This window comes from Vibrio sp. YT-16 (genome assembly GCF_033337405.1).
GTDB classification, from domain to species: Bacteria; Pseudomonadota; Gammaproteobacteria; order Enterobacterales; family Vibrionaceae; genus Vibrio; species Vibrio alginolyticus.
The window spans coordinates 63,324-84,382 of record NZ_JAWOQQ010000004.1; the positions used below are offsets into that span (position 1 = coordinate 63,324).

Below are 21,059 nucleotides of genomic sequence, written 5' to 3' on the forward strand. Positions count from 1 at the left end.
TAAGCCAACACAACAAACAAAACGAAATAAAATAGCAATCACAGGAGTATGGAAATGAAAAAGTGGTTATTAGCAGCAACGATTGCTGCAACGGCAGTATCAGGTGTTGCCCAAGCGAAAGAATGGAAAACAGTTCGCTTTGGTATCGAAGGCGCTTACCCTCCGTTTAGCTGGACAGAAACTGATGGCTCAATAAAAGGCTTTGACGTAGACATGGCAAATGCACTCTGTGAAGAGATGCAAGTGAAGTGCAAAATCGTCGCTCAAGATTGGGATGGTATTATTCCTTCTCTGCTTGCACGTAAGTACGATGCCATCATCGCAGCAATGTCTATCACTGAAGAGCGCAAGAAAAAAGTCGATTTCACTGGCAAGTACGCACAAATCCCAAATAAATTTATCGCTAAGAAAGGTGCGGGTCTAGATTTTGATAATCTTAAAGATGTCAAAATTGGCGTGCAACGTGCGACGACACATGACAAGTACTTAACTGACAACTACGGCGATGATGTTGAAATTGTGCGTTATGGCTCTTTTGATGAAGCGTATCTTGATCTAGAAAATGGTCGAATTGCTGCCGTTTTAGGTGATGCGTCTGCTCTAGAAGAGGGTGTGATCAACAAAGCAGGTGGCGAAGCTTATGAGTTTGTTGGGCCATCGTTAACCGATCCAAAATGGTTTGGCGAAGGTATGGGTATCGCTGTTCGTAAACAAGACAAAGATCTGACGAAGAAACTCGACGCAGCAATTATTTCACTACGTGAGAAAGGTGTTTACCAAGAAATTGCTGGTAAATACTTTAACTACGATGTGTACGGTGAATAAACCGTAATTAAGCGACCGTTGGCTTGTTCCTAGAAGTAGTCAACGGTCGATTTTTTGAGTTTAGGGATTAGGAACTCACCTATGCTAGATTTACAAGGATACGAAGCTTCGATTTTGAAAGGAGCTTTAGTAACAATAGAAGTTGCAGTGCTTTCACTCATTCTCGCCATGGTCTTAGGAATGCTTGGCGCATTAGCTAAGTTAGCACCTTACAAATGGGCAAGGGCGATTGCCACTCTTTACACTACCGTCATTCGCGGCATTCCAGATTTGGTTCTGATGATGCTAATTTTCTTTGGTGGACAAATACTTTTAAATAACAGCCTTTACTCCATCAACGAAACGCTCAACGAGTGGTTTGCCTCGAGTGATCCAAACCATGAATGGACGTCTTACTTACCTGATTATATTGATGTCAGCCCATTTATTGCTGGTGTACTCACGATTGGTTTTATCTTTGGTGCCTACATGGCGGAGACTTTTCGTGGAGCGATCATGGCGGTGGACAAAGGTGAGCTAGAAGCGGCGAAAGCTTATGGGATGAGTTCTGCTTTATCGTTTAGAAGAATCTTACTGCCTCAGATGATTCGTCATGCATTACCTGGATTTGGTAATAACTGGTTAGTGTTACTTAAGACCACAGCGTTAGTTTCCATTATTGGTCTGGATGACATGGTGAGAATGAGCTCATTGGCAGCAGGTACGACCAAAATGCCGTTCACCTTTTACATGGCTGTCGCGCTCATCTTTCTATTTTTTACCAGCGTTTCGACCGGGCTACTCAAGCTTGTTGAGCGTAAGTTCAGTATTCATGCGAGGTAAGTTATGGACTTTTCTTTGATTATTGAAAGCTTTCCAACTTATCTTCAGGGACTTTGGACAACAGTTTGGTTAGTGGGATTAGCGTTAGTTATTGGCTTGTGTGTCTCTATCCCATTAGCCGTGGCACGCAATAGTACCAATTACGCTCTAAGCTTACCTTCTTGGGGATTCATTTACTTTTTCCGTGGAACGCCGCTATTGGTTCAGCTGTATTTGATTTACTACGGCATGGATCAGTTTTTCCCTGTGAAAGATACCTTGTGGGAGAACGCTTGGTTCTGTGCTTTGGTCGCTTTTATTCTTAATACATCGGCTTACACCGCAGAAATTATTCGTGGTGCGATTAATGGTTTGCCGAAAGGTGAGGTGGAAGCTGCGAAAGCCTATGGCATGAGTAAGTTTATGACATACAGACGTATTATCTTGCCGAGTGCATTGCGTCGAGCATTACCAGCTTATTCAAACGAGGTCATATTTATGCTGCACGGAAGTGCAGTCGCGGGCATCGTTACCATCATGGATTTAACTGGTGCTGCGCGTCTAGTTAACTCGCGCTACTATGCACCATTTGAGTCTTTCCTGACGGCGGGGCTGTTCTACATGGCACTGACGTTTATGATCTTGTGGTGTTTCAAAGTGGCAGAGAAGCGTTTCTTAGCTTATCTGCGTCCTTTAAGCTAATTATCAATAGAGGCAATAGCACCGGAATGGGTGCTATTGCTTTTGATAATTTTGTTATCTTCATTCCTATTTTTCCAGCCGATGTAAAAGACTCTTTCTTATTATTCATTAACTTACATTAACATTCGGTAAACTCATTGTTTAGTAAGTAAAAATGAAAAAAACAATTCTATCGTTGGGCATTGCCGCCTTAGCCACAGGATGTGGTGGGGGAGAGGGAGAATCACAACCTAATGCTCAAGTAAAACCAACGCCAGCTCCAGTTCAACAAGCTCTTGAAACTGGTAATGCACTGCTCGTTTCTGACCCGAGCGATTTCATTCGTGAAAGTCGTCAGGTTGTGGAAGCTCACAAGATGCAGTCGAATACGATCAAATCTGCAATTGCGAAAAACCTTTCAGGTCTTTATTGGGATCCAACCCATGATGCCGCGATCTTGGCACCTAAGTATGGCTTCAACGACACCATCTTGATGACCAATAAGGCCATGGTAAGCGGTTACAAAGATCAAGCTATGTCAATTGGCGTTGCCGGGGAAAAGTCTAATGGTCAACGTTACGCACTATTAGGGAGTAACCCATTTAGAACGGCACAACGTTTTCCCGACTCTTCCAACGCAGCGATGACGAAATGGTTAAGTAATCTGGTCACTTGGTTGTCGGGCGGAGTTACTTCAAACGTCGTCATCGCGCAAATGGACCAGTCTTATTACTTTCCGGATGAGCAAGCGACTCGGAATTGGCTGAAAGACAATGTTTCACAAGAGTTGGCGTTTAACGAGGCCAACCTATGCGATGGTTCGAAGCTACTTAGCTGCTTGCAAACCAATACTCCAAACTTATTGATCTTGTCACAGCATCTGCAATCTGGCGACACCAACCAACAAGTACTCGATGCTCTGGCATACGCTGAGCAAGCCCAAATTCCTGTTCTATACCTGCATTGGGATGGAGGACTAACTGAACTTGGCCGAGACATTTTGGAAAAATTCCATGTTGATTATGTGGGAGATAACTATTGGCGTAAGTTAGGCTTGGTTGATTGGGCGCCTTCATCACTCATGAACTTCGTGCCAGACTCTGTTGCTACGCAACAAGCGCTGTTGTCTCGTTTTGAATCTCAAAACTTCAATGTTGACTTGTCACAGTGTGAGGACAAATCTTGTCCTGACACTGCGAATATGGAAAGTCAATTTTATGCAGGGGCAAACAGTATTCGCCATCGGTTGAAAAAGCTTGATGAACAAAAAGTAGATTTGTTTAATCAAGACGGCTACCAATACGAAAAACTCATGGTATTGCTGGCTGATCATTATCGTCAAACGGTTGTCTTCCCAATGGACAAACAGTCAACCCAAACGACCGAATTCTTAAAGTCGTACTTTGCCGATTACGTGCAATACAACAGCCGAAGCGTAAACCCAAAACAACCAAATATGGGGAACTTCAGCCGTAGTGAGTTTAGCCCTGAAGTAAAGAGAATCAGCGCAACTATTAATATGGAATCAAAGCGTAATTTCCGCTCTGCTGGTGTGTATGCGCTTCCTGGGGAGACCTTTACGGTCACGCGCAATGACAGTAATGAAGTGACGACTAAAATTGTCATCAACAGTTTAAGAAGTGGCGCAACTCATGAGTTCAGCAAAGATGGATACACGCGACCAAAAATGCTGACTTCTTTCGCCTATGAGGTGAAGCCGGGTGAAACCATCACGCTGACTTCACCTTATGGCGGGCCTATCCAGGTTCACTTTAACAATAATGATGTGCCAGTAGCTCTAACATTTAGCCATGTAGCGCAACACCCTGTATGGAGAAGTGAAAAGGATAACGATGCGTTTATTCAGGAGCTTGAAGCGAATTTGTTCGATTGGGCTGAACTGATCACGCCTGGATTTGAGGTACACTCTAAACGTGACAAAATGCTTGAATCTGTCAACGATGAGATGTGGTCGACACCAGCTGAAATGGCGCTAGCGACAGAAGAGTATGTTCATAACTACCCACATGTCTTGGCTGGTTTCCAAGGGCCGGGGATCGATGAGGTTCCGGAAATTATCCAGTATGCCAAAAATCAAGGTTGGGAAATCGCCAATATTGATATGGTGAAGCACATGAACGCTGACCAAGCGACGTGTGGTTATGGTTGTTCGGGTAACCCTTACGATGCTTACTGGTCATTCAGCCCACTCGGTCACGGTGATTTACATGAGCTTGGTCATGGTTTAGAAAAAGGTCGATTCCGATTTTCAGGCTGGGAAGGGCATTCAACGACCAATTACTACTCGTATTACAGCAAGTCTCGTTTCTTCCAGAATACGGGGAAAGTTTCAACTTGCCAAAGCTTGGATTTCAAAGGCTAGTTTGAATTATTGCAAGTTAGCCGAACTAAAGCGGATCCAAACGCATACATGGCTGCGCAAAATCAAACCAGTTGGAGTTGGGGCGCTCGTGTTTACATTCAAATGATGATGGCGGCGCAGCATGAAGGTGTGCTTAAAAATGGTTGGCATTTATTGGCGCGCTTGCACCTGATTGAACGTGAGTTTAACCGCTTAAAATCGGACGATGCGCTTTGGGATGAGAGACGATTGAGCATTGGTTTCGCCAACTACTCTCGGGAAGAAGCAAATAGCATCTCGAACAACGACTGGTTGCTTATTGCTCTGAGCTACATCTCTCAGCGAGATATGACTAGCTATCTCGATATGTGGGGGTTCTCGTTCACAGAAAAAGCGAAACAGCAGGTTGTGGCGCTGAATCTACCGCCGATGCCGCTCACTTACTTTGCAAGTAGTAATACAGGCTACTGTCTGAACGAATTTGCTCAAACACCGATAACTATTGATGGTCAAACGGTTTGGCCGCTGAATCAGTGATTAACTGGTAATTTGTATGAAAAGGGAGACTGAGTCTCCCTTTTTATTGGACTAAGCTTAGCGTTGAGTCTCGCTTATAGCTTTGCAATATATTACTTAAATGTTGACCAGATTGGTGCGTGATCTGAAGGCTTCTCGATACCACGAAGCTCATAGTCGATACCAGATTCAATACACTTTTCCGCTAGAGAAGGGGTTGCCAAAATGACATCAATTCGTAGGCCACGGTTATCATCAAAACCGCGAGAACGGTAGTCAAACCACGAAAATTGATCGTTCACCTCTGGGGATAGCTTACGGAAGGTGTCCACAAAGCCCCAGTCTAGTAAGGTTTTCAACCATTCGCGCTCTTCAGGTTGGAATGAACATTTACCTGTTTTTAGCCAACGTTTACGGTTTGGTTCGCCGATACCGATATCTGCATCAATAGGGCTGATGTTGATGTCACCCATAACAATCAATTGCTCGTCGTTATTGTGATGATCGTTTAGGTAGGTCATCAGATCTTTATAGAATTGGCGCTTGTATGGGAATTTGGTTTCGTGGCTGATGTTATCCCCTTGAGGGAAATAGCCGTTTAGCACAGTGACCTTTTCGCCGTTTTCATTTAAAAACGTTGCCATGATCATGCGCTTTTGATGTTCCTCGTTATCCGTCGGGAACCCTTTTTGTACGTGTAGAGGCTCTTGCTTACAAAGCATTGCTACGCCGTAATGTGCTTTTTGACCATGAAAATACACTTTGTAGCCCATGGCTTCGACAGCTTCAATCGGGAATGCTTCATCGTGAACTTTAATTTCCTGAAGACCAATCACATCAGGTTGGTGTTTGTCGATTAGCGCTTGGAGTTGGTGCAGTCGCGCACGTAGTCCATTGATGTTAAAGCTGATTACTTTCATTATTTATCCTTTTGGGGGCGTACTTTTTTATGAATAGTATCATTGTGTAAGAGCACTGAAAATGAGTCTCGGTGAAAGGATTGAAACGCTCTGAGCTACTTTGCTTTTAATTTGTTTTCTAAGTCGTTTTGCACGATCTTTAAAGCGTTAAGCGCAACTTCTGGATCTATCTCATTGCTCTCAAGCAAATAGATTAAATCGACAGCCAGTTTGATCTCTTCAGGTGCGTCATCTAAAGGCGAGGTTGGTTGATCAGCCATTATTGATGTTTTTCCCTATGTGTAATTTGGTTCTCTAGCTTAAGAAGTGCTGCTTCACAACGCGCTAAACGTTGCTCGGTTGCTAGTAATACTTTTTGAGCGTCGGCACGCATAAAACTCGGAGCGCTTTCGACAGCACGTTCTTTTTCTAACACCATCTCGCGCAAGCGTCTTGCCCACTCTTGGTGTTGAGCGAGTTCCTGATAAAGCACGTTGATAGGCTTGCGGAAATAGCTGCTATGTTTGATTTCATTCTTACGAATTTTAGTGGTAGAAATCTCGCGTTGAATTGCACCGATTTGCGCCACTAACCGTTCAGTGAGGTACTCAGCACGCAAAGCGGTGAGCTTACCTTCATTTTGCTCACGCACAATCGCATCCAGCGTGGCTTTTGCTTCTTTTACGCAAGGAGTAAGTAAGCGAGAGCGGCAACCAAATAAACGCTCATCAAAAAGCGGAACATGATGTTCGCCTCTTTGACGGTCAAGAACAGCGGCTTGCTTCGCCATTTGTTCTAGATTTTCCTGGAGTTGAGAAATGTTCATGACAAACCTACAAACCATGCGTCATAAGCCAATTTAATGGCTAGTATGCTGACGACAGTAACAAATACAGGACGAATGAATTTAGAACCAAATCTAATAGCGGAGTGCGCGCCAACAAAAGCACCAGCCATTAAACATACTCCCATTGTTAAGCCTAGCACCCAGTTGATGTGTCCGAGGAATGCAAAAGTGATCAAAGAGGTAAAGTTACTGGTAAAGTTCATTGCTTTTGCTAAGCCAGAGGCGAGCAAGATATTCAGTCGGTACAGCGCCATTGAACTTACTGTCCAAAAAGCCCCAGTTCCAGGCCCTGCGAGTCCGTCGTAGAATCCTATGGATAAGCCTTGCATGTACTGTTTTTTATGAAGTTTTGGGCAAGGCTCGGGTATTGGACTTTGATGAGCAGAGTGGGGCGTTTTATGAAAAACGGTATACAACGCTGCCGCCAAAATAACAAGCGGCAATCCTTTTTCCAGCCAATCCGTACTAATCGCATCTACAAATAGCGTACCTAATGTCGCTCCGAAGAGTGTCGCCACGAATGCACGCCGCCAGCATTGAGGCTTGAATAGACGTTTTTTGTAGTACGTAAATGCCGCAGTAGAAGAAGCAAAGGTAGCGGCAAGTTTATTGGTGCCTAGTGCAATATGAGGCGGCAAGCCCAGCGACAGTAGAGCAGGTACGGTAAGCATGCCACCACCACCGGCAACTGCATCAATAAATCCAGCGACAAAAGCGACAAGCGCCAACACCAACAGCATGGTTGGCTCAATCATTTCCATAAATGGTGATTCTTCTAATATTCTATTTTACGTTTAAATGGAGGTAGTGAGTCGATTAAGGCTTGTCCGTATCGCTTAGTGACTAGGCGTCGATCAAGAATCGTTACTCTACCAGAATCTCTCTCTTTACGCAGTAAGCGACCTACGCTCTGGATCAGCTTTTTGCTTGCGTCTGGTACAGTTATTTGCATAAACGGGTTTCCTCCTTTTTTCTCAATGTATTCGGAATGAGCCTGCTCAACAGGGGAGGTTGGAACGCCAAATGGAATTTTTGTAATCACCAAGTTTTCAAGTAATTCGCCAGGTAAGTCTAGCCCCTCAGAGAAACTGCCAGTACCAAATAAGACGCTGGTTTTATTTGATGCTATTAACTTTTTATGTTTTTTTAGAATTTCTTGACGTGAGCTTTCACCTTGAACTTGCAACGCCCAGCCTTTTTTTATGAACTCCGAAGAGAGTGCCTTCGCGACTTGGTTCATCTGCCAATAGGATGAGAATAATACTAAGTTGGCTTTCTTGTCTTCCAAGTACTTAGGCAATATCTCGATAAGATATTCAGTAAATTGAGGCGCTGGTGGTTCATATTTCATCGCAGGGATGAGCAATTCTGCCTGGTTTTGGTAATCGAATGGTGACGCAAGCGCTAAAAACTGAGTGCCTGATTCTGGTTTTCCATCAATACCAACCTGATGGCAAAAGTAATGGAAAGAGTTTAATGCACGCATCGTTGCGGAAACCAAAATGGCGCCAATACATCTGCTCCAAATCTGTTGGTCGAGTTGCCATCCAATTTCAAGTGGCGAAACACTCACAATGAAATCACCCTCGCGATCGGGGTGGGTTTCTAACCAGCGAGCTAAAGGCGCACCTTTTTCACGAGTTGGTTCAGCCATTAAATGCCATACTTGCGCTAGGTTTTCTAACCTTTGAATGTAGAAACCGAGCTCTGCAAGCGCTGGTTCAGCCAACCTTGTCGCAAGCTCCCCGTCTTTTACTCTTTCCGCAATAAGGTCGGCAATTTTTGCCACGCTCTGATTTGCTTTTTTACTGAACTGTTTTAGTTCTTTGGATTGGTTCTCTAGCCACTCAGGTAGTTCACCGTGTTCGAAGCGGTAGATACCCTCTTCAAATTGAGCTGGGTCGAACTGTTTGGGCAATTGAGTCAGTGCCGGTATCAAGTTCTGAACCGCGTCTTGAAGGTCGTTGCGAAATCGAGCTACGCGTTTCTCGTCTGCGAGTGATGAAAACTTACTAATCGACTGATTTAACTTCTCAAGCCATGCTGCCGCACCTTTTAAACTCGCAGATGCTGAAGCATGGTCACGAGCGACGTGAGGTAAGTGATGTGCCTCGTCGAAGACGTATATCGTATTTTCTGGCTCAGGTAAAATCACGCCGCCACCTAAATCTGCGTCTGCCATGACGAGAGAGTGGTTAGCAATGATGACATCGTTTTTATCCAACTCTGAGCGCGCTTTTTGGAATGGGCAGCCGCGGTGGCCTGGTAAACTGTTATTGCAACTGTGTTTATCACTGACAATCAGTTGCCAAAGCTTATCGTCGATGGGTTTAGGCCAAGAATCACGGTCACCGTCCCATTTACCTTGCGCAAGAGAGCGATGCATTGTTTCTAACAGCTCTATATCTTTTTGCTTAGGTTTGGTTTCAAACATGGCTAACTGGCCACCATCAGCACCGCTAGCAGTCGCGAGCTTTTCTGCACAACAATAGCGTTGACGGCCTTTTGCCAAAATAAAAGAAAACTCTCGGTCGGTAATCCGACGAAAAAGAGGGAGGTCTTTGTTTATGAGCTGCTCTTGCAGAGCGACGGTCGCCGTTGAGATAACCACTTTTCTATTGTTATGTACAGCCACGGGAATGGTCGCCATTAGATAGGAGAGCGATTTACCAATTCCAGTCCCTGCTTCTGCAACGAGTATTCGGTTAGATTTGTGATACTGACCGCACAGCGTTTTTGCAATCTCTGCAACAAGGTAGTTTTGTGCTCTTCTAGGCACAAAGTTATCAAGTTGATCTTGAAGGTTTTGATAGCTATTACGAATCGATTTTTGAATGTTACTGGTCAGCATACGGGCCTCAAATGCGTTGGAGGCGAATAGTAGCACACATCACTAGTTGTACAGTAGTTCACAAAACGGAATGCTTTTATAAGGAATGTAGATCTCCTTCACAAAAAAATATTGAACCTTATCTTAATGAAATTAATTTCATTATATGAAAAATATAAAACTCCAACTTTGTCTGATTTGTAGGTTTTTATTCTTTTTTTGTTTTTTTTAAATTTACTTATTGGATTAAAAAACCATTTGTTAATAATTTTGTAAATTACAAATAATAATGGGGATTGGTTAGATGTTCGTCGAATAAATAAAGGTAAACCTATTAACTTGTTGTTTTGTAATGGTATTTTGTTTTTTTTACATTGGTATTTAGAAAATTTGACAGCCAGAATAATCTTTTGCACTCTTAGCTCCAGATTTTGAGGAGGTGCTGTATAACGTTTTGTTAACGCTCTACCTCAAACATATAAAAAAAGGGAACCGGACAAGGATATCCCGAACTAAGAAAAGGCAGTGGATTAATTATGAAAAAAACTCTATTAGCACTAGCTGTAGTTGCGTCTGCAACTTCAGTGAACGCAGCTGAAGTATTCAAATCTGAAGAAGGTTCTGTAGATTTCTACGGTCAGCTACGTCCAACTCTTCTATTCACAGAAAAAACTGATCACACAGCAGAGCTAAACACTAGCTCTTCTCGTACTGGTGTGAACGCGGTTTACGTTGTTGACGAAAGCCTAAAAGTTCTGGGTGAAGTTGAAATCGGTGTTGCTCTAGGTGACAACTACGACGCAGGTGCTGATTCAAGCGAGCGTACAGATGACTCTGTATACGTACGTCGCCACATCATCGGCTTTGATATGGGTGATATGGGTACTCTTCGCTTCGGTAAAGAAGGTACTTGGGCTGATGACGTATACTTCGCAGATTACTCTTACTTCTTCGGTGGTAACGCAGCGGAAACTGCATACGGTCACGCTTGGAACAACGATTCTCAAATCAAATACGCTTACGAAAATGACGCATTCTGGCTAAAAGCTGGTTACGCGCTAGGCGAAAAAGATTCTAACGAAGAAGTACTAGAAGTATTCGTTGGTAAATCTTTCAATGACCTATCTCTACACGCTGGTGTACTTACTGCGAACAACGACATCAACGTAACTAAAGAGAAAAAACTAGTTCTTAACGGTGTAGAGCAAACAGTTTCTCACACAGAGCGTACTGATAACGAAAACCTATCTTTTGAAGTAACTGCTGAGTACGCACTAAACGAGCACACTCTAGGTGCTACGTACTACTACAACGAAAACGAAGATAAGCTAGGTAAATCAACAGTTGATTCACACTACATCGTTGTAGCTGGTATGTTCGCTGTTGCTCCTAAAACAACTCTATACTCTGGTTACGAGTACCTAGCTCAGTCTACTGACGAAGCAGGTAAAGTAGACGCAGACTCTTCTTGGTTCTACGCTGGTGTTGAATACAAGTTCTCTAAATGGGCACGTGTATTCGCGGAAGCGGGTTACACTTTCGAAGGTACTGACTTCGACAACAAAGACACAGACGACGCAACTAACTTCGGTGTTGGTGCTCGTTTCTACTGGTAATCAATACCCAGTTTGATATTGTAAGACCCAGCTATATGCTGGGTCTTTTACTATGAAGATAAGGATGAAAAACTCTATGCAGTTATCATTAAAAGTGGCAATGGCACTGTCTATTTTTGCCAGTACAAACCTCTACGCTGCAACGACTTTAGTGGTTCCAGAAGACGTGAAGTTATTGGCCGTCAACATGGAGAAGCCAGATCTAGAAGGTGGTCTTTTTTCTAGTGAGAAGACAATCGAACTACCTGACGGAACGAATCAAATTGTCTTCAAATATCAACCTACATTCGAAATTAACGAAAACCTTAAGACGGTTTACAGTGATGTAATCGTTGCTAAATTTGATGCTGAAAACGAAAAGCTAACGTTTGAACTGCCAGAGTTTAAAACTCTTCGTCAAGCGCAAAACAACATCTCGCCTCTAGATTGGCAATTACTGGATACCAAAGGCCAACCTATTGCTTTGGTCGAAGATGTATTAGAGTCAGATGGTGTTCAAATTGGTCGTAATTACCCTCAAGAATCTCGCAACTACAATATTGCTGGCGGTATCGCGAGTGTTGCCGTTAGTTATGTAACTGTGAATCAGCATCAACAATCAGTAAGTGATATCGAGCCTCGAGTTGAGACTAGTGATACCCGTTCAACAGCCGCATCGAACGACAGCCCAATGGTTGATGTATTAAAGACGATGTACCAGAAAGCGTCTCCGGCGGAAAAAGAGGCATTTAAAAACTGGCTTGCTGAGCAGTAATCCCTTAGTTCATTAGATAGGGCTTAACTGAAAAAGTACGAATCTAAAAAGCAGGCTTTAAGCCTGCTTTTATCTTTTCTGCTTATTAGAGAGAGATTTCTCTCCATTCACCAGGCATTAGGTCGTTAAGGACGATATCACCCATCGAATGACGAATGAGGCGCAAGGTAGGGAAGCCAATGTGCGCAGTCATGCGACGCACCTGACGATTTCTTCCTTCAATAATGGTAATGGCTAACCAAGTGGTAGGGATATTTGCGCGAAAACGAACCGGAGGCGTTCTGTCCCAGACTTGTGGTTTTGGAATAACTTCAACTTCGGCTGGTAGAGTCATACCATCTTTTAGCTCTACTCCCTTTCTCAATTTTTCAAGATCTTGCTCCTGAGGAGCGCCATCAACTTGAACCCAATAAGTCTTCGGCGATTTTGACTTTGGCTGCGTTAGCTTCGCCTGCAAGATGCCATCGTTAGTGAGTACCATCAAACCTTCGCTGTCTCGGTCCAATCGGCCAGCCGCATAGACATTTTTGATCGGGATATAGTCCGCTAACGTTTTGCGACCATCGCCATCGGTAAATTGACTGAGCGTATCGTAAGGCTTATTGAAAATAATGACTTTACGATCTTTAGGGGGCACTTTTGGCTTTTGGCTCTTTGTTGGGCGATTAGGGCGGCGGTCTTGCTGAGTACGAGTCTTCGAGCCATTGCGAGCTCCTGAGTGTTTAAAATGGCCCGTTTTAGACTGGTTACGACTGCGACCTTTTTCCTGACCTGTACGAGATGACATGTTAACTACCCTGCAAAAATGTAAATGAACTGTGTTTGAAAGTTTTAAGTTTTCTCATGATCGGATATGATTTGCGCGCCTAAAACTAACAAACGCGCACAGAATGATAGACTAATTCGTGTTATTTGTTTAATTATATCAGTGCACTCATGGATTCAGAGCTTAGAGCTTCAAACTACAACAAAGAGTGCGAACCGCATGTGGCGTTAGTGAGGAGACATGTACTGCTAACGCGCAGCAATGCGTCAATTAAACCAACTCAGACGCTGAGTTGATCAGCCAACAAGTTGATTAAAAAATAGGGAAATTTCATGCCTACAGAAAAACCTACAATTATCTACACCATCACTGATGAAGCGCCGGCGCTAGCAACTTATTCATTACTACCAATCATTCAATCATTCACAGCATCGTCTGGCATCAATGTAGATACTCGTGATATTTCACTAGCAGGTCGAATTATCGCTAACTTCCCAGAGCATCTAAAAGAAGAACAGCGCATTGGCGATGCGTTGACTGAGCTTGGTGAACTAGCTCAAACTCCAGAAGCAAATATCATCAAGCTACCTAACATTTCAGCTTCAGTTCCTCAGCTTAAAGCGGCGATTAAAGAGCTTCAGGCGAAAGGTTACGATTTACCAAACTACCCAGAAGAGCCGAGCACGTACGAAGAGAAAGCGATTAAAGCGGCTTACGACAAAATCAAAGGTAGTGCGGTTAACCCAGTACTTCGTGAAGGTAACTCAGACCGTCGTGCTCCGACTTCGGTTAAGAACTACGCGAAGAAAAACCCACACTCAATGGGTGCATGGTCAGCAGAATCTAAGTCCCATGTTGCGAGCATGTCAGACAATGACTTCTTTGGTAGCGAAAAGTCTACAACTATCTCTGGTGCAACAGAGGTCAAAATCGAGTTTGTCGGTAATGATGGTACAGTTAAAGAGCTTAAGTCTGCGTTCCCATTACTAGATAAAGAAGTCATTGATACTTCAGTAATGAAGAAGAAGGCGTTGGTTGAATTTTTCGAGAAAGAGATTGCTGAAGCGAAAGCACAAGACGTGCTGCTGTCTCTTCATATGAAAGCGACGATGATGAAAGTTTCTGACCCTGTCATTTTCGGCCATGCCGTAAAAGTTTACTACAAAGACGTTTTCGATAAGTACGGTAAGCTGTTTGAAGAGCTAGGTGTTGATGTAAACAATGGCATCGGTGATGTTTACTCAAAAATTGAGTCTCTACCTGAAGCGCAAAAAGCAGAAATTGAAGCGGCCATTCAAGCGGTTTACCAAACTCAACCAGAACTTGCGATGGTTGACTCTGATCGTGGTATCACAAACTTACATGTACCAAGTGACATTATTGTAGATGCTTCTATGCCAGCAATGCTTCGCTCTTCGGGTCAAATGTGGGGACCAGATGGTAAACAAAAAGACACCAAAGCGATGATTCCAGATCGTAGCTACGCAGGTATTTACCAAGCGGTTATTGATTTCTGTAAAGAGCACGGCGCATTTGACCCGACCACTATGGGTAGCGTGCCTAACGTTGGTCTAATGGCTCAGAAAGCTGAAGAATATGGTTCTCACGACAAGACATTCATTCTAGACGCTGCGGGTACTGTTCGCGTTGTTGATGCTTCAGGTAACGTACTGTTAGAGCAAGCGGTTGAAGAAGGTGATATCTTCCGTATGTGTCAGGTTAAAGACGCACCAATCCAAGATTGGGTTAAACTAGCAGTGACTCGCGCACGTGCAACAGGTGTTCCAGCTGTATTCTGGCTAGACGAAAACCGTGCGCACGATGCTGAGCTCATCAAGAAAGTAAACGCCTACCTACCAGATCACGATACTGACGGTCTAGAGATTAAGATCCTATCTCCTGTTGAAGCTTGTAAGTACTCACTAGAGCGTATGAAAGCGGGCCTAGATACTATCTCTGTTACAGGTAATGTTCTTCGTGACTACCTAACAGACTTGTTCCCAATTCTAGAGTTAGGTACGTCTGCTAAGATGCTATCTATTGTTCCATTGATGAATGGTGGTGGTCTATTTGAAACAGGCGCTGGTGGTTCTGCTCCTAAGCACGTTCAACAAGTAGAAAAAGAGAATCACCTTCGTTGGGATTCTTTGGGCGAGTTCCTAGCGCTTGCAGCTTCGTTAGAGCATTTAAGTGTAGCGACAAACAATCCTAAGGCTCAGGTTCTCGCAGATACACTAGATAAAGCGACCGGTGAGTTTTTAGACACCAACAAATCTCCGTCACGTAAAGTGGGTGAGCTAGATAACCGTGGAAGCCACTTCTATCTTGCACTTTACTGGGCGAAAGCGCTTTCAGAGCAAACGGATGATGCGGATCTTGCTGCTGAATTTGCACCAATTGCAAAAGCGCTGTCAGAGCAGGAAGAAACGATCGTTGCTGAGCTAAATAATGCGCAAGGCGTGAAAGGTGAGCTAGGAGGTTACTACTTACTAGACGATGCATTGGTTTCTAAATTGATGCGTCCAAGCGAAACCTTTAACGCAATCATTAACAAGTAAGTTAGTGTAAAAACACGTCGTTTTCGGCGTGTTTCCTATCCTGTAAGTGCGTTGTAAGTGTTCCTTTTGTAACACGTGCTCTAAATAGTAAGAAACCCGCTATCTTGGCGGGTTTATTTTTCTCTTCAAAACATCAACGTGGCGTTTCGAGAGCAATATTTTTATATTTCGACAGCGCTCTAATTATTTGGCTTGGCCTTCAAGAGGCACGACGCTACTCGCGTGACAGCCTTTGGGACCTTTTTCAATCTCGTAAGAGACTTGTTGGCCTGCTTTCAGTGTACGATAACCGTCCATCTGGATAGTTGAGTAGTGGGCAAAGATATCTCCCTCTTCTTCATCTGAACAAATAAACCCAAATCCTTTGGCATTGTTAAACCACTTTACTGTACCTGTAGCCATGCTTTACATCCCTCATGCATTTTTTACTGATGTTGTTACTGCAACCAAGTTATACCTTTAACTTGGTACTACCATTGTCAGCGAATGCCAACAAACGTCAAATCAATGATAAGTCACATTCATCAAACCACTTAAAGAAGAGAAGTTTCAAAATGATGATTTATGCATCGACACTTTCCACTGTAGTCAATGAATTTCGACAGTCAATAGCAGTGAGCAACAAACAGAAACATAATTGAAAACAAATCACTTTTGAGATTAACAAATTTGCAAACAGTTTTTCGTATATACGCAGAAGTTTAGTCAATTTGCCTATGAAGTGGCTCATACTGAAAAAGCCATACTGTCCGTGTTGCTTATGGGAGAAGAATCCTCTGACTGAATAAAAAATGAAGTTTTCGTGATAATTACCGTATTCTCAATGAGGAAGTGTGATCCAGATAGAAGATGATGGGGTGGTTTGCAATAGTCCGAAAGCAATAAATAGAAAGTTCTTTTATAAGAAAAAATGTGTAACTTATCGACAAGCATCTTTTATTTGCGCCGTATCAAGACGTGCATTAGTCTCTATATTAGGTAGCAACTTTTATCGATCAAAGATCGAATTCGGTGCCATAACTCACTACACCGCGCTGCACGCTTGTGGTAGATTGTTTTTATAGGTCGAAAACATCAACCCTTTGATACGATATCTTTAGATTGCCATGAGTAAAAATTTTGAATGGGTCACTCCGGACTCTGATCTTCTGGAGCGAGAAAGTACGAAAGTCCAGCCACCTAAGCTGTACAATGTCGTACTCAATAATGATGACTATACACCTATGGATTTCGTCATAGAGGTGCTTGAGCGATTTTTCTCACATGATATTGATAAAGCAACTCAAATCATGCTTCAGGTCCACTATGAAGGAAAGGCAATTTGCGGCACATACAGCGCAGAAATTGCCGAAACAAAAGTAGCGCAAGTTACGATGTACGCAAGGGAAAATGAACATCCGCTACTTTGCACTATGGAGCAAGCGTAAACAAAGAAGACTTGCTCGAACAACCCCAGTTGTTTTTTCGGGAGGTACTTATGCTAAATAAAGAACTAGAGTCAAGCCTTAACGGTGCATTTGCTCGGGCGCGAGATAAACGCCACGAGTTTATGACTGTCGAACACCTCCTACTTGCATTGTTGGAAAATGATGCAGCTAAGGAAGCCCTTCTAGCTTGTAAGGCGGATCTTGACGCTTTACGCAACGAACTCGATATTTTCATCGATCAAACTACGCCTCTTATCCCAGATAGTGATGAGACGCGTGAAACGCAGCCGACTTTGAGTTTTCAACGTGTACTACAACGCGCCGTCTTTCATGTACAGTCGTCTGGTCGTAATGAAGTAACAGGCGCCAACGTGCTTGTTGCTATCTTCAGTGAGCAAGAGTCGCATGCCGCTTACCTTCTGAAGAAAAATGACATCTCCCGATTAGATATTGTTAACTTCATCTCCCACGGTATTACTAAAGCATCAGGTGCAGGTGAGGATTCATCATCAGACTCGTTTAGCTCAGAAAGTGTTGAAGAGCCTAATTCTGAAGAACGCCTAGAAAGCTTTGCGACGAATCTTAATCAAGTCGCTAAAGATGGAAACATCGACCCACTCATTGGACGTGATAAAGAGTTAGAGCGCACTATTCAGGTACTTTGTCGACGCCGCAAGAATAATCCACTACTAGTGGGTGAGGCAGGGGTTGGTAAAACAGCTATTGCGGAAGGTCTTGCATGGAGAATTGTCGAAGGGCAGGTCCCTGAGGTCATTCAAAACAGCGTGATTTATTCACTAGATATTGGCTCTTTGCTCGCTGGTACCAAATACCGCGGTGATTTTGAAAAGCGCTTCAAGGCGATTTTGAAACAACTTGAAAAAGAAGAAGATGCCATTTTGTTCATCGATGAAATACATACCATCATCGGTGCAGGCGCGGCATCTGGTGGTCAAGTCGATGCAGCAAATCTTATTAAGCCTCTTTTAAGTAGCGGTAAGTTGCGTTGTATTGGTTCGACGACATACCAAGAATACAGCAACATTTTCGAGAAAGAGCGTGCGTTGTCTCGCCGTTTCCAAAAGATAGACGTTGTAGAACCTTCATTAGATGACACAACTAAAATCTTGATGGGCTTGAAGCCGAAGTACGAAGCTCACCATGAAGTACGTTATACCAATAAAGCACTGCGTGCCGCGGTAGAACTGTCGGCTAAATACATTAATGAACGCCATCTACCAGATAAGGCCATTGATGTCATTGATGAAGCTGGTGCTCGTAGTCGTCTTGCTCCTGCAAGCCGTCGTAAAAAAACGGTCGGAGTGGCTGATATCGAATCAATGGTTGCCAAAATGGCGCGAATTCCAGAGAAGTCGGTTTCTTCTTCAGATAAAGACATTTTGAAAAACTTAGATAGCAAAATGAAGATGTTGGTATTCGGTCAAGATAATGCGATTGATGCATTATCCGAGGCGATCAAGCTGACACGTGCAGGTTTAGGTGTAGACAACAAACCTGTTGGTTCATTCTTGTTTGCAGGCCCAACAGGGGTTGGTAAAACAGAGGTGACGGTGCAGTTATCTAAGCTTCTAGGTATCGAGCTACTTCGTTTTGATATGTCTGAGTATGGTGAGCGTCACTCCGTAAGTCGCTTAATTGGTGCGCCTCCTGGTTATGTCGGTTATGACCAAGGTGGTTTGCTAACTGATGCTGTTATTAAGCACCCACATTCAGTCGTATTACTTGATGAGATTGAAAAAGCGCACCCTGATATCTTTAACCTGTTGTTGCAAGTCATGGATAACGGTACGCTAACGGACAACAATGGTCGCAAAGCAGACTTCCGTAATGTCATTCTTGTTATGACAACTAACGCAGGTGTGGCGGAAACCGAGAAGAAATCAATTGGTTTGATTCAACAAGACAACAGTCACGATGCAATGGCGGAAATTAAGAAGGTGTTTACTCCTGAGTTCCGTAACCGTCTTGATAACATCATCTGGTTTAACAGCCTTGATGAAAGCGTTATCCATCAAGTGGTTGATAAGTTCATTGTCGAACTGCAAGTGCAACTTGATGCGAGAGGCGTTTCAATGGAAGTATCGCAAGACGCTCGCCATTGGTTAGCACATAAAGGTTATGACAAAGCTATGGGGGCTCGCCCAATGGGGCGTGTTATCCAAGAACAGCTTAAGAAGCCTTTGGCTAACGAACTGTTGTTTGGATCTTTAGTTGACGGCGGTACAGTGAAGGTAACACTGGTCAACGATACGCTTGAGTTTGAATACTTAAGTGAGAAAGAGACAGCGATGCATTAATCGTTAGTCGGTAACAAACGCAAAAGCGCACGAGAAGATCGTGCGCTTTTTTATCTGAACTAAATCGGAAAAAATTATGCAATAAAAAACGGAGCAGCTTGCTCCGTTTTTTATTGCATCCGAAAATCAGAGATTAACGAGCGCGGAAGACGATGCGGCCTTTTGACAGGTCGTATGGAGTCATCTCTACAGTTACTTTGTCACCCGTTAGGATACGGATGTAGTTCTTACGCATCTTGCCAGAGATGTGAGCAGTCACAACGTGACCGTTTTCAAGTTCAACACGGAACATAGTGTTTGGTAGAGTGTCAAGGACTGTGCCTTGCATCTCGATTACGTCTTCTTTAGCCATTTAATCCTCTTTAGAAATTAGGCAATATTAGCGGGCTATATTCTGCCGCTAAATAGTAATTATGTAAAGTTGAGGCGTATTCTACCCTCGCCAACGCTGATTTACTAGCCTTTGGTGGCGTTGAAAGCGTGTTTTGTAGCTCATTGCTGGGCACTCATCAATCTGATATCCCAAATATAGCCACTGTTGTTTGTTTTCTTGGCAGTATTTAATTTGATAAAGCACCGCTAATGTCCCAAGAGATAACTCGTAGTCAGGGTCAAAGAAAGTATAAAAAGCACTCGAGCATTGTGGCATCAAATCTGTCACCGCAATGGCGAGCAATTGATCTGATTCATCGTAAATGTGTAAAAACGACGTTGTCAGCCAGCTAGTTTGAGCAAATCGAGCAAACTCATCACGCTTTGGTGGGTACATAGTGCCGTTTTTATGCCGTTTGCAGATGTACCGACTGTAAAGCTCAAACCATTCCTCATCCATTTCAGGTTTCATTTCCCAGCGTAAAGACTGTGCTTTATTAAGCAGCCTCTTCTGACTTTTTGATAGTCTAACGTCTGGAATCGAGACCCGAATTGGCTGGCAAGCGGTGCAATGCTCGCAATGCGGTTTATATATGGTATCTCCGCTACGACGAAAACCGTTAGCCATGAGCAACTGGTAATTTTCTTCAGTATGCAGCCTTTCATCAAGCGCCACCGCAACCCGCTCTTGCCGTTCAGGCAAATAACTACAAGGGTGATTATTCGTCAACCCTATTCGAATATGTTGTATATCCGTACTCATACTGAATCCTGCAAAACTTGGGGCTGATAGGCATCAAATAGTGTTTGCTTTTCTCTTAAAGATAGTAGTTTTTGCATAAATTCGTCACGCTCAAGTTCAAATGCGCCAAGTGATGCCAAGTGAGAATTCATAACTTGGCAATCGATTAATTGACCTTGCTTTGACGCCAAATGGTTGCATAAGTACCACAATGCAATTTTGGATGCGTTATCTTTTAGGCTAAACATCGACTCCCCGCAAAAAAGTTGGCCCACGCAGATGCCATATAGTCCGCCAATCAGGTTGTTGTCATGCCATACTTCTACAGAGTGACAGTGACCAAGTTTGGCTAACTCAATGTAGGAAGTTTGCATTTCCTCGTTGAGCCATGTTTCCTCTGCAGGGCGTGTTGAAGAACATAGTCTAATCACTTCTTCTGTCGCGAAATTGAGTGTTACTTTATAGTTATGTTTACGCTGAAATTTTTTGAGACTTTTAGATGGCTTAAACTGCAATGGGTCAAACACAGCGCGCGGAGAAGGGCTCCACCATAAAATAGGTTCACCAGGACCATACCAAGGGAAAATGCCTTGATAGTAACCATTGAGGATTCTCATGGGGTTTAAGTCACCACCAAAAGCCAGCAAACCATTGGGGTCGCTGAGTGCTTTATAGGGTGAGGGAAAGTTGAACGTTTCATCGAGTTCAGTTAAATAAATAGCCATAAGAAGTCGTTACCAACATT

The 21,059-nt window shown here is 43.4% G+C and carries 18 protein-coding genes and 1 pseudogene; 9 read left to right on the top strand and 10 right to left on the bottom strand.

What is annotated here, in order from left to right:
• Window positions 1-54 precede the first annotated feature (54 nt).
• The 4 genes and pseudogenes from R7F07_RS08690 to R7F07_RS08705 all read left to right on the top strand — a co-directional run bounded on the left by R7F07_RS08690 (window position 55) and on the right by R7F07_RS08705 (window position 5,206).
• Window positions 55-825: an ABC transporter substrate-binding protein gene (locus R7F07_RS08690; RefSeq protein ID WP_005378437.1), complete on the top strand. Its 771-nt coding sequence runs from the start codon at window positions 55-57 to the stop codon at window positions 823-825.
• Between the two features lie 81 nt (window positions 826-906).
• The gene (locus R7F07_RS08695) at window positions 907-1,647 is read left to right on the top strand and encodes an ABC transporter permease (protein ID WP_005378436.1); all 741 of its coding nucleotides are present in this window, start codon (window positions 907-909) and stop codon (window positions 1,645-1,647) included.
• A gap of 3 nt (window positions 1,648-1,650) precedes the next feature.
• Window positions 1,651-2,328, top strand: a complete 678-nt coding sequence (locus R7F07_RS08700; RefSeq protein ID WP_005378435.1) for an ABC transporter permease — start codon at window positions 1,651-1,653, stop codon at window positions 2,326-2,328.
• A 154-nt stretch (window positions 2,329-2,482) separates the two neighbouring features.
• A pseudogene (locus tag R7F07_RS08705) lies at window positions 2,483-5,206 on the top strand (ImpA family metalloprotease).
• 92 nt (window positions 5,207-5,298) lie between these two features.
• Here the strand turns inward: R7F07_RS08705 and xthA are convergent.
• From xthA to dinG, 5 genes are all read right to left on the bottom strand, one after another.
• Window positions 5,299-6,105, bottom strand: coding sequence for an exodeoxyribonuclease III (gene xthA, locus R7F07_RS08710; RefSeq protein WP_171342754.1), 807 nt, complete (start codon window positions 6,103-6,105; stop codon window positions 5,299-5,301).
• A gap of 95 nt (window positions 6,106-6,200) precedes the next feature.
• Window positions 6,201-6,365: a pleiotropic regulatory protein RsmS gene (gene rsmS, locus R7F07_RS08715; RefSeq protein WP_005378432.1), complete on the bottom strand. Its 165-nt coding sequence runs from the start codon at window positions 6,363-6,365 to the stop codon at window positions 6,201-6,203.
• Window positions 6,365-6,910, bottom strand: a complete 546-nt coding sequence (locus R7F07_RS08720; protein WP_033905048.1) for a primosomal replication protein — start codon at window positions 6,908-6,910, stop codon at window positions 6,365-6,367. The genes rsmS and R7F07_RS08720 overlap by 1 nt, the downstream gene beginning before the upstream one ends.
• Window positions 6,907-7,692: a sulfite exporter TauE/SafE family protein gene (locus tag R7F07_RS08725; protein WP_005378430.1), complete on the bottom strand. Its 786-nt coding sequence runs from the start codon at window positions 7,690-7,692 to the stop codon at window positions 6,907-6,909. Before R7F07_RS08725 ends, R7F07_RS08720 begins: the two co-directional genes overlap by 4 nt.
• 14 nt (window positions 7,693-7,706) lie before the next feature.
• Window positions 7,707-9,782, bottom strand: coding sequence for an ATP-dependent DNA helicase DinG (dinG, locus tag R7F07_RS08730; RefSeq protein ID WP_169628367.1), 2,076 nt, complete (start codon window positions 9,780-9,782; stop codon window positions 7,707-7,709).
• A 515-nt stretch (window positions 9,783-10,297) separates the two neighbouring features.
• Here dinG and R7F07_RS08735 point away from each other — a divergent pair.
• On the top strand, window positions 10,298-11,377 hold the full coding sequence (locus tag R7F07_RS08735) for a porin (RefSeq protein ID WP_005378424.1): 1,080 nt from the start codon (window positions 10,298-10,300) through the stop codon (window positions 11,375-11,377).
• 76 nt (window positions 11,378-11,453) lie between these two features.
• Complete coding sequence (locus tag R7F07_RS08740; RefSeq protein ID WP_017634732.1) at window positions 11,454-12,131, top strand: DUF2057 family protein; 678 nt, start codon at window positions 11,454-11,456, stop codon at window positions 12,129-12,131.
• Between the two features lie 85 nt (window positions 12,132-12,216).
• Here R7F07_RS08740 and R7F07_RS08745 read toward each other — a convergent pair whose 3' ends face one another.
• Entirely contained in the window at window positions 12,217-12,918 is a 702-nt protein-coding gene (locus R7F07_RS08745; RefSeq protein ID WP_213907072.1) for a pseudouridine synthase, read from the bottom strand.
• Window positions 12,919-13,229: 311 nt separating this feature from the next.
• On the opposite strand from R7F07_RS08745, the gene R7F07_RS08750 reads away from it, so the two are divergent.
• Window positions 13,230-15,455 carry an NADP-dependent isocitrate dehydrogenase gene (locus R7F07_RS08750; protein WP_005378404.1) on the top strand — a complete coding sequence of 742 codons (2,226 nt, stop codon included), beginning with the start codon at window positions 13,230-13,232 and terminating at the stop codon, window positions 15,453-15,455.
• Window positions 15,456-15,638: 183 nt separating this feature from the next.
• Here the strand turns inward: R7F07_RS08750 and cspD are convergent, their stop codons facing one another.
• On the bottom strand, window positions 15,639-15,857 hold the full coding sequence (gene cspD / locus R7F07_RS08755; RefSeq protein ID WP_005378407.1) for a cold shock domain-containing protein CspD: 219 nt from the start codon (window positions 15,855-15,857) through the stop codon (window positions 15,639-15,641).
• Between the two features lie 704 nt (window positions 15,858-16,561).
• Between cspD and clpS the strand changes: the two genes are divergently transcribed.
• Window positions 16,562-16,882, top strand: coding sequence for an ATP-dependent Clp protease adapter ClpS (clpS, locus tag R7F07_RS08760; RefSeq protein WP_005378419.1), 321 nt, complete (start codon window positions 16,562-16,564; stop codon window positions 16,880-16,882).
• 50 nt (window positions 16,883-16,932) lie between these two features.
• On the top strand, window positions 16,933-19,200 hold the full coding sequence (gene clpA, locus R7F07_RS08765) for an ATP-dependent Clp protease ATP-binding subunit ClpA (RefSeq protein WP_005387879.1): 2,268 nt from the start codon (window positions 16,933-16,935) through the stop codon (window positions 19,198-19,200).
• A gap of 133 nt (window positions 19,201-19,333) precedes the next feature.
• Here clpA and infA read toward each other — a convergent pair whose 3' ends face one another.
• The 3 genes from infA to aat form a co-directional block, all read right to left on the bottom strand.
• Window positions 19,334-19,552, bottom strand: a complete 219-nt coding sequence (gene infA, locus R7F07_RS08770; RefSeq protein WP_001040192.1) for a translation initiation factor IF-1 — start codon at window positions 19,550-19,552, stop codon at window positions 19,334-19,336.
• Between the two features lie 81 nt (window positions 19,553-19,633).
• The gene (locus tag R7F07_RS08775) at window positions 19,634-20,335 is read right to left on the bottom strand and encodes an arginyltransferase (protein WP_005378346.1); all 702 of its coding nucleotides are present in this window, start codon (window positions 20,333-20,335) and stop codon (window positions 19,634-19,636) included.
• A complete protein-coding gene (aat, locus tag R7F07_RS08780; protein WP_005378347.1) occupies window positions 20,332-21,039 on the bottom strand; it encodes a leucyl/phenylalanyl-tRNA--protein transferase in 708 nt (235 codons plus the stop codon). Before aat ends, R7F07_RS08775 begins: the two co-directional genes overlap by 4 nt.
• Window positions 21,040-21,059 lie beyond the last annotated feature (20 nt).

Bases quoted from the DNA above. Each gene is read 5' to 3' on its own strand.
- clpS (WP_005378419.1), top strand. From the start codon at position 16,562: ATGAGTAAAAATTTTGAATGGGTCACTCCGGACTCTGATCTTCTGGAG.
- R7F07_RS08740 (WP_017634732.1), top strand. From the start codon at position 11,454: ATGCAGTTATCATTAAAAGTGGCAATGGCACTGTCTATTTTTGCCAGT.
- R7F07_RS08725 (WP_005378430.1), bottom strand. From the start codon at position 7,692: ATGGAAATGATTGAGCCAACCATGCTGTTGGTGTTGGCGCTTGTCGCT.
- cspD (WP_005378407.1), bottom strand. From the start codon at position 15,857: ATGGCTACAGGTACAGTAAAGTGGTTTAACAATGCCAAAGGATTTGGG.
- aat (WP_005378347.1), bottom strand. From the start codon at position 21,039: ATGGCTATTTATTTAACTGAACTCGATGAAACGTTCAACTTTCCCTCA.
- R7F07_RS08700 (WP_005378435.1), top strand. From the start codon at position 1,651: ATGGACTTTTCTTTGATTATTGAAAGCTTTCCAACTTATCTTCAGGGA.
- R7F07_RS08735 (WP_005378424.1), top strand. From the start codon at position 10,298: ATGAAAAAAACTCTATTAGCACTAGCTGTAGTTGCGTCTGCAACTTCA.
- R7F07_RS08745 (WP_213907072.1), bottom strand. From the start codon at position 12,918: ATGTCATCTCGTACAGGTCAGGAAAAAGGTCGCAGTCGTAACCAGTCT.
- xthA (WP_171342754.1), bottom strand. From the start codon at position 6,105: ATGAAAGTAATCAGCTTTAACATCAATGGACTACGTGCGCGACTGCAC.
- R7F07_RS08775 (WP_005378346.1), bottom strand. From the start codon at position 20,335: ATGAGTACGGATATACAACATATTCGAATAGGGTTGACGAATAATCAC.
- R7F07_RS08750 (WP_005378404.1), top strand. From the start codon at position 13,230: ATGCCTACAGAAAAACCTACAATTATCTACACCATCACTGATGAAGCG.
- clpA (WP_005387879.1), top strand. From the start codon at position 16,933: ATGCTAAATAAAGAACTAGAGTCAAGCCTTAACGGTGCATTTGCTCGG.
- R7F07_RS08695 (WP_005378436.1), top strand. From the start codon at position 907: ATGCTAGATTTACAAGGATACGAAGCTTCGATTTTGAAAGGAGCTTTA.
- rsmS (WP_005378432.1), bottom strand. From the start codon at position 6,365: ATGGCTGATCAACCAACCTCGCCTTTAGATGACGCACCTGAAGAGATC.
- infA (WP_001040192.1), bottom strand. From the start codon at position 19,552: ATGGCTAAAGAAGACGTAATCGAGATGCAAGGCACAGTCCTTGACACT.
- R7F07_RS08720 (WP_033905048.1), bottom strand. From the start codon at position 6,910: ATGAACATTTCTCAACTCCAGGAAAATCTAGAACAAATGGCGAAGCAA.
- R7F07_RS08690 (WP_005378437.1), top strand. From the start codon at position 55: ATGAAAAAGTGGTTATTAGCAGCAACGATTGCTGCAACGGCAGTATCA.
- dinG (WP_169628367.1), bottom strand. From the start codon at position 9,782: ATGCTGACCAGTAACATTCAAAAATCGATTCGTAATAGCTATCAAAAC.